The 13,247-nt window shown below is 72.4% G+C and carries 13 protein-coding genes; 9 read left to right on the forward strand and 4 right to left on the reverse strand.

Going from position 1 to position 13,247, the window contains the following annotated elements; genetic code table 11:
* Positions 1-82: 82 nt before the first annotated feature.
* Genes gpt through MLV88_RS02985 form a run of 5 tightly spaced genes read left to right on the forward strand, consistent with a single transcriptional unit; the run spans position 83 to position 5,380 of the window.
* Positions 83-643, forward strand: coding sequence for a xanthine phosphoribosyltransferase (gene gpt, locus MLV88_RS02965; protein ID WP_242359960.1), 561 nt, complete (start codon positions 83-85; stop codon positions 641-643).
* A 7-nt stretch (positions 644-650) separates the two neighbouring features.
* Positions 651-2,189: an ABC transporter ATP-binding protein gene (locus MLV88_RS24455; RefSeq protein WP_242359961.1), complete on the forward strand. Its 1,539-nt coding sequence runs from the start codon at positions 651-653 to the stop codon at positions 2,187-2,189.
* The gene (locus tag MLV88_RS02975; protein WP_242352277.1) at positions 2,186-3,274 is read left to right on the forward strand and encodes an ABC transporter permease; all 1,089 of its coding nucleotides are present in this window, start codon (positions 2,186-2,188) and stop codon (positions 3,272-3,274) included. Before MLV88_RS24455 ends, MLV88_RS02975 begins: the two co-directional genes overlap by 4 nt.
* Positions 3,271-4,191 carry an ABC transporter permease gene (locus tag MLV88_RS02980; protein WP_242332977.1) on the forward strand — a complete coding sequence of 307 codons (921 nt, stop codon included), beginning with the start codon at positions 3,271-3,273 and terminating at the stop codon, positions 4,189-4,191. The genes MLV88_RS02975 and MLV88_RS02980 overlap by 4 nt, the downstream gene beginning before the upstream one ends.
* 58 nt (positions 4,192-4,249) lie before the next feature.
* On the forward strand, positions 4,250-5,380 hold the full coding sequence (locus MLV88_RS02985; RefSeq protein WP_242332979.1) for a BMP family ABC transporter substrate-binding protein: 1,131 nt from the start codon (positions 4,250-4,252) through the stop codon (positions 5,378-5,380).
* Positions 5,381-5,482: 102 nt separating this feature from the next.
* Here the strand turns inward: MLV88_RS02985 and MLV88_RS02990 are convergent, their stop codons facing one another.
* The gene (locus MLV88_RS02990) at positions 5,483-5,647 is read right to left on the reverse strand and encodes a hypothetical protein (protein WP_242332981.1); all 165 of its coding nucleotides are present in this window, start codon (positions 5,645-5,647) and stop codon (positions 5,483-5,485) included.
* Between the two features lie 168 nt (positions 5,648-5,815).
* The gene (locus MLV88_RS02995; protein ID WP_242332983.1) at positions 5,816-7,792 is read right to left on the reverse strand and encodes an alkyl/aryl-sulfatase; all 1,977 of its coding nucleotides are present in this window, start codon (positions 7,790-7,792) and stop codon (positions 5,816-5,818) included.
* Positions 7,793-8,345: 553 nt separating this feature from the next.
* Here MLV88_RS02995 and MLV88_RS03000 point away from each other — a divergent pair.
* Both MLV88_RS03000 and MLV88_RS03005 read left to right on the forward strand, forming a co-directional pair.
* Complete coding sequence (locus tag MLV88_RS03000; protein WP_242352279.1) at positions 8,346-8,729, forward strand: cupin domain-containing protein; 384 nt, start codon at positions 8,346-8,348, stop codon at positions 8,727-8,729.
* A 28-nt stretch (positions 8,730-8,757) separates the two neighbouring features.
* Positions 8,758-9,177: an SRPBCC family protein gene (locus MLV88_RS03005; protein WP_242352281.1), complete on the forward strand. Its 420-nt coding sequence runs from the start codon at positions 8,758-8,760 to the stop codon at positions 9,175-9,177.
* Positions 9,178-9,208: 31 nt separating this feature from the next.
* Here the strand turns inward: MLV88_RS03005 and MLV88_RS03010 are convergent, their stop codons facing one another.
* Both MLV88_RS03010 and MLV88_RS03015 read right to left on the reverse strand, forming a co-directional pair.
* Positions 9,209-10,009 carry a DUF2182 domain-containing protein gene (locus MLV88_RS03010; RefSeq protein ID WP_242352283.1) on the reverse strand — a complete coding sequence of 267 codons (801 nt, stop codon included), beginning with the start codon at positions 10,007-10,009 and terminating at the stop codon, positions 9,209-9,211.
* 48 nt (positions 10,010-10,057) lie between these two features.
* Entirely contained in the window at positions 10,058-10,837 is a 780-nt protein-coding gene (locus tag MLV88_RS03015) for a DUF899 domain-containing protein (protein WP_242332991.1), read from the reverse strand.
* Positions 10,838-10,975: 138 nt separating this feature from the next.
* Here MLV88_RS03015 and MLV88_RS03020 point away from each other — a divergent pair, with 138 nt between their 5' ends.
* Both MLV88_RS03020 and MLV88_RS03025 read left to right on the forward strand, forming a co-directional pair.
* Complete coding sequence (locus MLV88_RS03020) at positions 10,976-12,220, forward strand: helix-turn-helix domain-containing protein (RefSeq protein WP_242332994.1); 1,245 nt, start codon at positions 10,976-10,978, stop codon at positions 12,218-12,220.
* The gene (locus MLV88_RS03025) at positions 12,217-12,882 is read left to right on the forward strand and encodes a Vgb family protein (RefSeq protein ID WP_242332996.1); all 666 of its coding nucleotides are present in this window, start codon (positions 12,217-12,219) and stop codon (positions 12,880-12,882) included. Before MLV88_RS03020 ends, MLV88_RS03025 begins: the two co-directional genes overlap by 4 nt.
* The last annotated feature ends 365 nt before the right edge of the window (positions 12,883-13,247 follow it).

A 13,247-nucleotide genomic window follows, 5' to 3' on the forward strand; every position in this document is an offset into this window, starting at 1 on the left:
CGCCTGCCGCCCGGCGCCGCCTGACCCAGGCGGCCATCCGCCCGCCTGTCGGCGCTGTCAGCCCCATCCGGTAGAACACGCCATGGCGACAGACCCGACGAACTCCTCGCCCGGCAAGGGTCGGGGCGCGGTCCCGTCCGACGAGGGTCCGTACAAGGACGAGATCGTCATCTCCTGGCCGGAGCTGCACCGCGACACGCGCTATCTCTCGCGCGTCCTGCACGAGCTCGGTGACTGGAAGGGCATCATCGCGATCACGCGCGGCGGCCTCGTTCCTGCGGCGCTCGTCGCCCGCGAGCTCGAGATCCGGCTCATCGACACGGTCTGCATCGTCAGCTACGGCGCGGGCGAGTCCGGCGGCGCGGAGCAGAAACAGGGCGAGCTCCGCTGGCTGAAGACGGTCCAGGGCGACGGCGACGGCTGGCTCCTCATCGACGACCTCGTCGACACCGGCCGGACCGCCCAGGCGGTCCGGGAGCGGCTCCCGAAGGCGCACTTCGCGACGCTCTACGCCAAGCCGCTCGGGCGCCCCGTCGTCGACACGTTCGTGAAGGAGTTCCGGCAGGAGAAGTGGATCTACTTCCCCTGGGACATCGACTACCGGTTCGTCTCTCCGATCCGGCAGCGGCGCGAGACGGAGTGACGGCTCCGTGACCGCACCGCGCCTCGAGCTTCGGCACGTCACGAAGCGCTACGGGGACGTCGTCGCGAACGACGACGTCGCGCTCGCCGTCGCGCCCGGAGAGATCCACGCGATCCTCGGCGAGAACGGCGCGGGCAAGTCGACGCTGATGAAGATCGTCTACGGCGCGGTCGCGCCCGACGCCGGCGAGCTCCTCTGGGACGGCGCGCCGGCCGACATCCGCAGCCCGCACGACGCGCGCGCGCTCGGCATCGCCATGGTGTTCCAGCACTTCTCCCTGTTCGACTCGCTCACGGTCGCGGAGAACGTCTGGCTCGGCCTGTCCCGCACGGTGAGCCTGCGGGAGGTGGTCGAGGGGATTCGCGGGAAGGCGGCCGAGTACGGCCTCGACCTCGATCCTCACCGGCCGGTGCACGTGCTGTCCGTGGGCGAGCGCCAGCGCGTCGAGATCGTCCGGGCGCTCCTCGCGAACCCGCGGCTCCTGATCCTCGACGAGCCGACCGCCGTGCTCACGCCGCAGGCCGCCGACAAGCTGTTCGAGACGCTGCGGAAGCTCGCCGCCACCGGCTGCTCGATCCTCTACATCAGCCACAAGCTCCACGAGATCGTGGCGCTGTGCCACCAGTGCACCGTGCTGCGCGGCGGCCGCGTCGTGGCGAGCTGCGATCCGGCCCGGGAGAGCACCGCGAGCCTCTCGCGCCTGATGATCGGCGCCGAGCCGCCCCGGCTCGAGCGGCGCCCCGCGAGCGCCGGCGCCATCGCCCTCTCGACGCGGGAGCTCACCCTCGAGAGCCACGACCGGTTCGGCGTCGCGCTCGAGGACGTCTCGCTCGACGTCCGGGCGGGAGAGATCGTCGGCATCGCGGGGGTGTCCGGAAACGGCCAGCAGGAGCTGCTCGCCGCGCTCTCGGGCGAGGACCCGCGCGCCGACGCCGGCGCGATCCAGCTCTTCGGGCAGCCGATCGGCCGGGTGGGCGCGGCCGCGCGCCGCAAGCGCGGCCTGCACTTCGTTCCCGAGGAGCGGCTCGGCCGCGGCGCGGTGCCGGCGCTCTCGCTCGCGAACAACATGCTGCTGACGCGCAAGGAGGCGCTGCGCGCGTTCGGCTGGATCGACCGCGCCGCGCTCCGCGACCAGGCCTCCGGCGTGCTCCGGCGGTACTGGGTGAAGGCCGCGGGCCCGTCCGCCGCGGCGCGGAGCCTCTCGGGCGGCAACCTCCAGAAGTACATCGTCGGCAGGGAGCTCGACGCCGTCCCCAAGGTGCTCGTCGTGGCGCAGCCGACCTGGGGCGTGGACGTCGGGGCGGCGTCGCAGATCCGGGCCGAGCTCGTCGCGCTCCGCGACGCGGGGTGCGCCGTGCTCGTCGTCTCCGAGGAGCTCGAGGAGCTCTTCGCGCTCGCCGACCGGCTCCACGTGATCGCGAAGGGGCGCCTCTCACCGTCGATCCCGACGGCCGAGGCGACCGTCGAGCAGATCGGCGAGTGGATGAGCGGGCTGTGGGCGGGCGGCCCCGGTCAGGCGGCCGCGCTCGCCGGAGGGAGCCCATGATCCGCCTCGACGTCCGCCCGGTGCCCTCGCTCAGGATGAGCGTCCTCTCCCCGCTCATCGCGCTCGCGGTGACGGTGGCCGCCGGGGGCGTGCTCTTCCTCGCGCTCGGCAAGGACCCGGTGCGCGTGCTCTCGATGTTCCTCGTCGAGCCGTTCCACGGCGTGCGCGCGCTCACCGAGCTGGGCCTCAAGTGCACGCCGCTCATCCTGTGCGCGCTCGGCCTCGGGCTCTGCTTCCGCTCGAACGTGTGGAACATCGGCGCCGAGGGGCAGTTCCTCATGGGCGCCATCGCGGGGGGCGGGCTCGCGCTGTGGGTCACGACCGCGTCGGTCGCGCTCTCGCCGTGGGCGTTCTTCCCGCTGGTGGTGACGGCGGGGGCCGCGGGCGGAGCGGCGTGGGCGGCGATCGTGGCGCTCCTGCGGGACCGCTTCAACGCGAACGAGATCCTGGTCAGCCTGATGCTCGTCTACGTGGCGGACCTCTTCCTGTCCTGGCTCGTGTTCGGGCCGTGGAAGGACCCGCGGGGCTTCAACTTCCCGCAGACCGTGCAGTTCGCGGCGGCGACCGAGATCCCGCGGTTCGTGCGCGGCATGCGGCTGCACTGGGGGTTCGCGTTCGCGCTCGTCGCGGCCGTCCTCATGTGGCTGTTCATGTTCCGGACCCACCGCGGCATCCAGCTCCAGATCGGCGGCCCCGCGCCGGCGGCGGCGCGCTACGCGGGGTTCTCGTCGCGATCCGCGGTCTGGACGACGCTGCTCGTCTCGGGCGGGCTCGCCGGCGTGGCCGGCGCCTTCGAGGTGGCCGGCCCGATGGGCCAGCTCACGCCGCACGTGGCGAGCGGCTACGGGTTCACCGCGATCATCGTCGCCTTCGTGGGCCGGCTCCATCCGCTCGGCGCGGTGCTCGCCAGCGTCGTGCTCTCCGCGTTCGTGATCGGCGGGCAGCTCGCGCAGTCGCGCGTCGGCCTGCCCGCCTCGGTGAGCGGCGTGTTCCAGGGCATCCTGCTCCTCGCCCTGCTCGGCTGCGACACCCTCATCCACCACCGCCTCCGGCTCGTCCGGTGGACCTGGAGGACCGCGCCTTGAGCGAGGTCGCCCTGCTCGTCGCCGCGACGCTCGCCGCGGGCACGCCCCTCGCCATCGCCGGCCTCGGGCTGCTCCTCAACGAGCGCGCCGGCATCCTGAACCTCGGGGCCGAGGGCATGCTGCTCATCTCGGCCGTCGCGGGCTTCGCGGCGGCGTTCCACGGGGGGAGCGAGTGGCTGGGCTTCGCCGCGGGTGCCGCGGCGGGTGCGGCGGTGGCGGCCGTGTTCGGCTGGCTCGTGGTGTGGCTGAACACGAACCAGTACGCGACCGGGCTCGCGGTGAGCCTCTTCGGCTCGGGGTTCTCCGCGTTCGTGGGGATCGACTACGTCGGGCGGCAGCTCGGCGAGCAGCGCGCCCACGCGGTGCCGATCCTCGGCGAGCTGCCGTTCCTCGGCCCGGCCCTCTTCCGCCAGCACCCGATGGTCTACGTGGCGGTCGCGCTCGTCGGGGCCGCGTCCTTCTTCCTCTACCGGACGCGCGCGGGGCTCGTGCTGCGGGCGGTCGGCGAGTCGCCGCAGTCCGCGCACGCGCTCGGCTACGGCGTGCGCCGGATCCGCCTCGCCGCCGTGGTGACGGGCGGCGCGCTCTGCGGCGTCGCGGGGGCGTTCCTCTCGGTCGTCTACACGCCGCTCTGGGTCGAGGGCATGGTCGCGGGACGCGGCTGGATCGCCCTCGCGCTGACGGTCTTCGCGACGTGGCGGCCAGCCCGGATCCTCCTCGGCGCGTATCTGTTCGGCGGCGTCACCATGCTGCAGCTCCACCTGCAGGCGCAGGGCGTGGAGCTGCCGAGCCAGTTCATGGCGATGCTCCCCTACGTCGCGACCGTCGTCGTCCTCGTCCTCATCTCCCGGAATCCGCTCTGGATCCGCCTCAACATGCCCGCCTCGCTCGGGAAGCCGTTCTTCCCGGGCGCCTGAACGGCGGGACGCAGCGCCTCACCGCAGTCACCACCGCACCTAGAGAGAGGGGAGCCACATGACTCGTTCGTTCGTCCGCAAGCTCGCGCTCGGCGCCGTCGTCCTCGGGGCGACGCTCGCAGCCTGCGCCAAGAAGGAAGAGGCGCCGCCCGCGCCCGCCGCCGCCCCCACCGCGAAGGCCGAGCCGCTGAAGGCCGCCTTCGTCTACGTGGGCCCGGTCGGGGACTCCGGCTGGAGCTTCTCGCACGACCTCGGCCGCAAGAACGCGCTCGCGAAGTTCGGCGACAAGGTCACCACCACCTTCGTCGAGAAGGTCCCCGAGGGCCCGGACGCCGAGCGCGTCATCCGCGACCTCGTCGCCCAGGGCAACAAGGTCGTCTTCGCCACCTCGTTCGGCTTCATGGACGCGATGGTGAAGGTCGCGAAGGACCACCCGGACGTCTACTTCGAGCACGCCACGGGCTACAAGACCGCGGACAACCTCCGGGTCTACGAGGCCCGCTTCTACGAGGGCGCCTACCTCGCGGGCGTCGTCGCGGGCAAGATGACGAAGACGAACACCCTCGGCTTCGTCGCGTCGTTCCCCATCCCCGAGGTGCTCCGGAACATCAACGCGTACACGCTGGGCGCGCAGAGCGTGAACCCCAAGGTGAAGACGCGGGTGGTCTGGATCAACTCCTGGTTCGATCCGCCCAAGGAGACGGAGGCGGCGCAGTCGCTCATGAACCAGGGCGCCGACGTGCTGCTCCAGAACACCGACTCGACGGCCGTCCTCCAGGCCGCGGAGCGCAACGGCAAGTTCGGGTTCGGCTGGGACAGCGACATGAGCGCGTTCGCGCCGAAGGCGCACCTCGGCTCGGTCGCGCTGAACTGGACGGTCTACTACGAGAAGTCGTTCGGCGAGATCCTCGAGAAGCGGTGGAAGCCCGAGGTCACGAAGTGGGGCGTGAAGGAAGGAATGCTCGATTTCGTGAAGCCCGCCGCGTTCCTCCCCGAGGAGACGAAGAAGGCCGTCGAGGCCGCGCGCGAGGGGCTCAAGACCGGCACCGTCGCGGTGTTCAAGGGACCGGTCGTCGACAACACGGGCAAGGAGGTCCTCGCGAAGGACGCCGTCGCCGACGACACGTGGAAGGGCGCGATCAACTTCTACGTGAAGGGCGTCGAGGGGAAGGTTCCCTCGAGCATGTAGCCGACCTGGCCGTCTCACGGCACGGCAGCACAGCGGCCCCGACCGGCTTTCGCCGGCCGGGGGCCGTTCCATCTCTCGAGGCCTGAGCGGCGGCGTCACCGGTCACTGGCGCTCGTGGTGGCGCCGCTCCTCGTCCTCCTCGAACACGCCTTCCGCCGTCTCGTGCTCCCGCTCGATGGGCGGAGCGACGGTGCGCTCCCGCTCATGCGTCTCACGCTCGGCCGGGCGAGGCTCGGTCCGGCGCTCTTTCTGATCCTTTCCCTTCATGTCGTTTCCCCCTCACCCAACGGTAGCGCCGGGCGGCCGCCCAGGCCCGGCATCACCACCGCTGGCCGCCAGCGCGGGCGGGCGCTCGCCGCCCCGTCCCGCGCCGCGCGAGAGAGCGCCCGGGCTTCCGCGGAGCGCGCAGGCGGGAGGTCCCTCTCGAAGCACGCCTCAAGGCGTCACGATCGGCCACTGCGGCTCGAACTTGTCGAGCATGCCCATCAGCTCCGCGAGCTTCTGGACGTTGCCCACCGCCTGGATCCTGCCCGCCTTCACCTCCGTCTGGAAGTCGGTCTGGCCGAGGAGGATGGCGTTCAGGGTCGCGCGGGCGAGCGTGAAGCTCGCGTCCGCCGCCGGGTCGAGCCCCGGGTGATGAGTCAGGGCGGAGTTGGACAGGTTGAGGGCGTAGCTCTCGTTGCGCTCGGTGAAGGTCCAGTTGAGGAGCATGCGCTGGCCGTTCGCCTTGGCCGCGTCGAGGAGCACGCCCCAGTAGTCGAACAGGAGGGGGATCGTCATCGACCGGATCGTGTCCGCGCTGCCGGTCGCCGCGCCTCCCGGCGCCGGCGCGAGCCCGTCCCGCAGCTCCTGGGCGCCGGACAGGTAGAAGTTGCGCCAGATGGGCGACTCCGCCTGATAGCCGAGCTGCTCCAGGGCGGCCGCCTGCAGCTTGCGGGCCTCGACGTTGTCGGGCTCTGCGAAGACCACCTGGTTCATCAGCTGCGCGACCCAGCGGTACTCTCCGTGCTTGAAGTCCTGCTGTGCCCTCGCCGTCACCACGCTCGCGCCGCCCATGTACTCCACGTACTTCCTGGCGGCCTCGACCGGCGGCAGCGGATCCAGGTTGGCCGGATTCCCGTCGAACCAGCCGAGGTAGCGCTGGTAGATGGCCTTCACGTTGTGCTTGAGGGTGCCGTAGTGATCGCGCACGTACCACAGCTTCGCCAGGCTCGCGGGGAGCTTGATCACCTCGGCGATCTCGACGGGGACGTAACCCTGGTTGAGCAGGTGCAGGGTCTGGTCGTTCATGAACTTGTACAGGTCGCGCTGATCGGCCATGAGCTGCACCGCCGGGCCCCTCCCCCACCGCGGCCAGTTGTGCGAGGCGATGAGCACGTCGGCCTGGCTCCCGTACCGGGCGATCAGCTCGTCCAGGCTCGCCGCCCATTTCCTGGGATCGCGCACCTGGGCGCCGCGCGGGGTCAGCGTGTTGTGCATCAACGGACAGGCGATCTCCGCCGCGTCCAGCACCCGGAGCTCGGGGAAGTAGAGGGTCATCTCGGCCGGCGCTTCCGTCTGCGGAGCCATCACGAACTCGATCTGCACGCCGTCCAGGTTTCGCGTCTCCCCGGAGCGCGTGATCGTGTCCGTGGGAGCGATGAGCGAGACGGTGCCGACCGACTGCGACTTCCCCAGCCCGTCGTCCACCGTCCCGGTGGCGGTCTTGGGCAGGAGGTATCCGAACATGTACGAGGCCCGCCGCGACATGGCCGTGCCGGCGTAGACGTTCTCGCTGACGGCCGCGTCCAGGAACCCCTCGGGAGCGAGCACGGTCACGTCACCGCTCAGGACGTCCGCCTCGGAGACGACCCCCTTCACCCCGGCGTAGTGGTCGTGGTGGGAGTGCGTGTAGACGACGGCCTTCACCGGCCGCACGCCGCGATGCTGGTAGTAGAGCTCCAGGGCTGCCTTGGACGTCTCGGTCGCGGTCAGCGGGTCGATCACGATCACGCCGCTCTGGCCCTCGACGATCGTCATGTTCGCGAGGTCGAAGTTCCGGACCTGGTACACGCGCTCGGTGACCTGGAAGAGCCCGTGGGTGAGGTTCACCTGGGCGTGCCGCCAGAGGCTGGGGTTCACCGTCGCCGGTGCCTCGGGCTGCTGCAGGAACTCGAACTCCTGAAGCGAGAACACGATCGTCCCGTCGTCCCTCACGATCGTCAGGTCCGGCAAGGTGGCGATGAATCCTCGCTGCGCGTCGTCGTAGTCCTGGCGGTCCGAGAACGGCAGCTCCTGCAGCACCTGTGCGTTGTGCGCGATCGTGGCCGGCTCGGCCGGCCCCGGGGCCGTCGCCTTGCGAGGGCCCGCTCTCGATCCGGCCGCGGCCGGAGTGGCCTGCAGGATCGCCGCCAGCAGCGCGACGGCGATCATCAGGCGGCGGAGCGTCGTCCTCTCCCCTGCGGTCGCGCCCCCGTTCGACGGCCCTCGCCGAGATGATGAAACGACTTCGACCGGCTCCGGCGCGATTTCCGCGAAGCCCCTCACGCTGGCGATGTTCATGACACCCCCAGGCGCGGGCACGCACCTCGAGCGCCTCGCGCCCAGGCCCACCCTAGGCTCGCGGGGCGCGACCACCGCGAGGGATGCAGGGGTGACACGGTCGCGTGCGCCAGCGAACCGCGATCGGTCGGCGGCTCCGCGAACCGCGGTGATGGCAGGCGAGACGAGCGCCCGCTCATCCGCCGGCGGCGCGCCCGAGCAAGGCGGACGCTCTCTCACCGGAAGAGCGCCGGCCCTGGCGCTCCCGGAGCGAACCTCCGCTCGACGGAGGGTGACGTCGCGTCTGGTAGCATGGACCCTCGCGATCCGGAGGGGCCCAATGGCGAGCAAGAAGGTTCCGAGGAGGAGAGCGGGGCGAACGAGCAAGGCCGCGAAGCCGGCGAAGCGGACGACTGCCCGTGGGAGCCGCCCTCGCCGCTCGACGGTGGCCGCCACGCCGCTCGAGCCGGTCCGGGGCGCGACCCGCAGGGACGTCGGCCACGTCCGGCTCGAGGTCGGGCCCGCGGGAGCGGCGCGGGTGAAGCGCGTGGTGTATCCGCCGGGTTTCCGCTGGTCCGTCGACATGAAGCCGGAGGTCGGCACCGATCTCTGCATGCACGGACACGTCGGCTTCCTCGCGAGCGGCGCGATCCGGATCGAGTACCCGGATGGCTGCGCCCTCGAGCTCGTGGCACCGCAGGTCGTGGCGATCGAGCCGGGGCACGACGGCGCCGTGATCGGCGACGCGCCGGCCGTGCTCATCGAGCTCGACTTCGAGGGGGCGACGGTCGAGCGCTTCGGCCTCCCGGCGTCGCATCGGCACGCGTGAACCTCCTCGCCCGAGCGTGACCCTGTCCATGGAGCCGCTGCCGTACATCGACGAGCACAGCCGGCCGATCGACGCTCCCGCCGACGCGGTCTGGACGGCGCTGCTGAAGGTCCTGCGCCGTGAGATGGGCGGCAGCGCGACGTTCGCGCGGCTCCTGGGCTGCGATCCGGCGCAGGGCACGGCCGCGTTCGCCGGACGGCCGGGGGAGACGGTGCCGGGCTTCAGGGTGGTCGAGGCCGAGCCGGGGCGGCGGCTCGCCCTGCGCGGTCGCCACCGCTTCTCCAGCTACGCGTTGACGTTCGTGCTCGACGGCGGCCGCCTGCGCGCGCAGACGCACGCGGCCTTTCCCGGCGTCCTCGGACGGCTCTACCGTGCGGCCGTGATCGGGACCGGCGGACACCGGATCATGACGCGGCGCCTGCTGCGCCAGGTCGCCCGCGCGACGTGAAGTGTCGGGCAGCGCGACCCCTCACGGAGCGTCACCCCACCCCGGCCGCTCGAGCGATGAGGAGCAACCCTGCCCCGACGGCGAGCGCCCCGGTGGCTCGCGCCACGCGCTCACCGGCCGGCGCGAGACGCTCGACGGTGATGGCCGCCGTCACGACGGCCATCGCGCGAAGGTCCATGACTCCGACGACCAGGAGGACCGCGGTCGGACCCGCACAGCAGAAGGTGCAGTGAAGGCCGAGGCGCAGGCCGTGGCGCCAGGCCGTGCCGGCTCCGGCTGGCAGCGCGCGGCCGCGCCCCGGCGCCTCCCGGCAACAGGCGAGGTGCCGCGCCTTCCACGCGGTGAGCTGGCAGGCGCCGGCCACGAGGACGACCCCGCCGACCGCGATCGGCACGGCGCGCGCGAGCGCCGGCTGCTGCATCTCGGCGGACGCCAGCGCGACCCCCAGCGGAAAGATGGCCACTCCGAGCACGGTCCAGACGAAGAAGTAGCCAGCGCCCACGAGCGCCGTCAGGAGACCGAGGCGCGCCTCGCCGGTGCTGCCGACGGCCTCGCGGTAGCGCCTCAGCATGGGGACGAGGGACGGCAGCATCATCGCCACCATCATCACGACCCACATGCCGAGGAAGGACGCCGCGGCGCCGAGCCACGTCTGTCCGGGCATCCGCATCCAGGCCATCGACATCGTCCAGCCGCCGGGCATCGGCATCCCGCCCATGGCCGACATCGACGCGCACCAGCCGATCGTCACCGCCGCGCTGCCAGCGAAGAGCAGCGCCGAGACGCCCAGGAACCTCTGCCGGGAAGCTCGCTCGGAAAGCTCGGAGAGCATGCGTGAGATCTCCCGTCCCGCAGCCGCGCCAGCAGCGCCGGTCTCGCTTCAGCCCCTGTAGTACTCGTCGTGGCGGCGCCACCAGACGCCCGTCTCGTTGCGCCCCCTGGGTGCGCGATCGAGCCACTGGTACATGCCCCAGAGCCCGTCGACCCCGCGCGAATAGGCGGAGTAGGTGTGGTAGACGACGCCGTCCTCGAGCACGAACGCGCTCACGCCCGGCCGCTCGCGCGTGTACGTGGCCACGTCGGTGCCGGTCATGGCCGCGATCTCGGCGACGGGGCCCTCGCCGTCTTCCCCGACCAGCGCGCTCTGCTGCCAGGCCGCCCCCTCGCGCCGGTAGTTGTACTCGATGCCCCCCTCGCGCTGTTGCCTCTCGGTGAAATGGACGGCGAAGTCGAGGTTGAAGTCGCCGCCGAACGAGGACGCCCAGGGGAACGTCCACCCCATCCGCCGCTTGTAGGCCTGCAGCTTCGCGAGCGGCGCCCGCGACACGGCCGAGAGCGTGACGTCGTGGTGGGCCAGGTGGACGACGGAGCCGCTGAACCCATCGGCGATCGCCGAGCAGGACGGACACCCCGCCGCGTAGTCGGGCCCGAACATGAAGTGGTAGACGAGGAGCTGCGAGCGCCCGCGGAAGAGCTCCTTCAGCGAGGCGCTCCCCTCGTCGGTCTCGAAGCGATACTCCTTCTCGACCCGGACCCACGGCAGCTCCTGCCGCCGCCGCGCCAGCTCGTCGCTGCGCCGCGTCAGCTCCTTCTCCGCCTCGAGCAGCTCCAGCCGAGCTGCGAGCCACTCTCCACGTGTACCGGTGTGGTGCGTCGTCATCGCGCTCTCCCTTCCTGTCACGCTTCGGGGCGGCGTCGGTCCGCCCGCTGTCGGCAGGGATCGTTCCCTGCGTGGCCAGAGGTAACGTCCACCGAAGGGAGTCGGGAGTAACAACGGCGACGGGATTAGGTTCCGAAGATGGACGCCTCGATCACGGCGGCAGGGCGCGCGCTGCGCGCGGGGGATCCGCTCGGCGCGCTCGGGCGCGTGGCCCTGCGGGACGACCCGGCGGCCCTCGCGCTGCGCGGGATCGCGATGGCCCAGCTCGGGGACCTGGGGCGGGCGCGGGAGCTCTTGCGACGGGCCGCGCGTGGCTTCGGGCCGCGGGAGACGCTCGCGCGGGCGCGCTGTCTCACGGCGGAGGCGGAGGTGGCGCTGGCCGCGCGGGATCTCGCCTGGGCGCCGCGGGCGCTGAGCGAGGCCCTGCGCACGTTCGCCGCTCGCGGCGAGCGGGACAACGCGGCCCACGCCCGGCTGCTGCAGATCCGCCGCCTCTTGCTGCTCGGCCGGGTCGACGAGGCGGACGTCGCGTGCGCTCGGCTCGAGCTCGACGCCGGGCCCGCCCGGCTCGCGGCCGTGGCCGCCCTGGTGACCTTCGAGATCGCGCTCCGCCGGGGGCGAGCCGAACGGGCGCGCGCGGCCCTCGCGCGCGCGCGGGAGGCGGCGGCGCGATCGGGCATCGGGGCGCTGCGCGCCGAGATCGAGCAGGCAGGACGGGCCCTCGTCCTGCCGGCGGCGCGTCTCGTCGCCGCGGGCGAGGCGCGATCCCTGACCCTGGCGGAGGTGGAGGCCGTGCTCACCTCGTCGGACCTGGTCGTCGACGGCTGCCGGCGGGCGGTGCGCCGCGGGGAGCGGGTGGTGCGGCTCGCGCGCCGGCCGGCGCTGTTCGCGCTGCTGTGCGGTCTCGCGGAGGCGTGGCCCGGCGAGGCAGCGCGCGACGGCCTCATCCAGCGCGCGTTCGGCGCGCGTCGGACCAACGCCTCCCACCGCGCGCGCCTGCGGGTCGCGATGGGGCGCCTGCGTCACACGCTGCGGCCGCTCGCCGGGATCCGGGCCACCGCCGGTGGCTTCTGCCTGGTCGCGCCAGAGGCGGGCACGGTGCGGCTGCTGGCACCGCCCATCGAGAGCCCCGACGCCGCCGTCCTGGCGCTGCTCGCCGACGGCGAGGCCTGGTCGACCTCGGCGCTGGCGCTGGCACTGGGGTCCAGCCAGCGGACGGTGCAGCGGGCCCTGGCAGCCCTCGAGGAGGCCGGCCAGGTGCGCGCCCTGGGCCGCGGCCGCTCCCGGCGCTGGCTCTCCGCGCCAGTGGCCGGATTCGCGACATCCTTGTTGCTCCCGGTCTCCGACGGACACGGTCAGGATAGGGAAAGGGGCAGGCGATGAGCAGAGAGAGCGACTCGGAGCGGCCGGCCGAGGTGGTGCGCGAGTACGGGCCCTTCCCCGACGCACGGCGCGTGAACGGCGTCAGCTTCGACGGCAGCCTGGTCTGGTTCGCCAGCGGCGAGAAGCTGCAGGCCTTCGAACCGGCGAGCGGCAGGATCGTGCGCGCGCTCGACGTCCCCTGCGATGCCGGGACGGCCTTCGACGGCAGGCACCTCTTCCAGATCGCGGGCGATCGCATCCACAAGATCGACCCGGTGACCGGTGAGGTCCTCTCGAGGATCCCGGCTCCGGGTGGCGGCGCCGGAGACTCGGGGCTCGCCTGGGCCGAGGGTACGCTCTGGGTCGGCCAGTACCGCAACCGGAAGATCCACCAGATCGATCCCGACACGGGCGCGATCCTGCGCACGATCGAGTCGAACCGCTTCGTCACCGGAGTCACCTGGGTGGACGACGAGCTCTGGCACGGGACATGGGAAGGCGGCGAGGCCGAGCTCCGCCAGGTCGATCCCGAGACGGGCGAGGTGCTGACCCGCCTGACGATGCCCGAGGGCACGGAGGTGAGCGGGCTCGAGTCGGATCAGGGCGACTTCTTCTACGCAGGGGGCGGCGCGAGCGGCCGGATCCGCGCGGTGCGCAAGCCGCGCCGCCGGTCGGGACGCTAGACCGCGCGCGCTGGAAGGCGCTCGCGCTGGCCGATTCGCGCCGGCGCTCGGAGCACCTCGCCCCCTCGCCCAAGGCGAGAGGCGCTTCGCCAGGCCGGCAGCCGAGGCGCCGCGGGGCAGCCAACGCGCTCTCCTGCGAGGCGAGCCATCTCGCACGGCGTCGTTCGGATCCACGCGACGGGATCTCGCCGCGGCCGGCCACGAGCTCTCGCCGAGACGGGAGCTCGCCGGATCCCGTTTCGGGGCGCCGCCGCACGGAAACCGCTGCAGGGCACACGGATCCTCGCCGCGGCGCGCCTGGTACAGGCCATGCGATGGCGTCGGGTGTCCCACGCGAGACCGAGCGGCTCGAGCAGAGCTGCAGC

This window comes from Anaeromyxobacter soli, assembly GCF_022808855.1.
Classification (GTDB): Bacteria; Myxococcota; Myxococcia; order Myxococcales; family Anaeromyxobacteraceae; genus Anaeromyxobacter; species Anaeromyxobacter soli.